At 45.1% G+C, this 1,096-nt stretch carries 2 protein-coding genes; one reads left to right on the top strand and one right to left on the bottom strand.

Annotated features, from left to right (window positions below):
* The coding region (locus R7070_RS26315; RefSeq protein WP_318141532.1) for a M23 family metallopeptidase at nucleotides 1-378 on the top strand (378 nt) is incomplete at its 5' end.
* Nucleotides 379-402: 24 nt separating this feature from the next.
* Here R7070_RS26315 and R7070_RS26310 read toward each other — a convergent pair.
* Nucleotides 403-1,096 (bottom strand): efflux RND transporter permease subunit (locus R7070_RS26310; RefSeq protein ID WP_318141531.1); only part of this gene is annotated, 694 nt, incomplete at its 5' end.

Genomic DNA, 1,096 nt, shown 5'->3' with positions numbered 1-1,096 from the left:
GTTGGTACGCCAATTTGGGCCGCTGGTGATGGTGTGGTGCAAAAATCGGCTTACAACAAGTTCAACGGGAACTACGTGTTCATTAAGCACAGCAATACTTACATTACCAAGTATCTGCACTTAACGAAGCGCACAGTCAAAACGGGTCAACGTGTTAAACAAGGTCAAACTATCGGTACGCTTGGTGGAACAGGTCGTGTGACAGGACCTCACTTACATTATGAGTTCCTAGTAAATGGCGTGCACAAAAACCCAAGAACAGTGAATTTGCCGCAATCCAAATCGTTAACAGGTAAAGCAAGACAAACCTTCATGGCGAATGCAAAAGTCAGTATGGACAAGCTGGATCGTTACAGTAAGTTACTGGCAATGAGATAAACGGAAAAGTAAAAAGAGGCAGCATTACGCTGCCTCTTCGCTTTCATCAGGTTCGGGCTTAGCAAGATGATCTCTTCCCAACATAAGCAAACAAGGCGTAAGCACCAACGTCAACAACGTAGCGAATGCCAATCCCCCCGCTACTGCCGTCGCTAACTGAGACCACCATTGCGTACTCGGCGCACCAAATTCGACTTTTTGATTAACTAAATCGATGTTCATTTCTAGAACCATCGGTAACAACCCTAAAATGGTCGTAATTGTGGTTAATAGCACCGGTCTCAAACGTTGCACACCGGTCCGCAGGATAGCCTCTGCTTTGTCCAGTCCTCTTTTTCGCATTTGGTTATAAGTATCAATCAGTACAATGTTGTTATTAACTACGATACCAGCCAAGGCAATCACACCAATGCCAGACATGATGATGCCGAATGGTTTTTGGAAAATAAGCAACCCAGCAAAAACCCCGACCGTTGAAAACAGCACCGCACTCAAAATCAAAAATGCCTGATAAAAGCTGTTGAACTGCGTGATGAGAATGAGCGCCATGACGCCAAGAGCCACAACAAAAGCGTTTTGCAAGAATGCTGATGAGTTTTCCTGCTCCTCATTTTGACCCCGAATCTTATATTCAACGCCTTCCGGTAAACCGAGCTGTTCCATTTCAGCCGCAATTTTTGGTAACTCAAGCGCCAAATTGTAGCCTTCCACCATATCC

Source organism: Vibrio sp. 1557 (assembly GCF_033340175.1).
Classification (GTDB): domain Bacteria; phylum Pseudomonadota; class Gammaproteobacteria; order Enterobacterales; family Vibrionaceae; genus Vibrio; species Vibrio alginolyticus.
The sequence above is the reverse complement of the archived record's forward strand: the minus strand, read 5'-3'. Positions and strand labels throughout refer to the sequence as shown.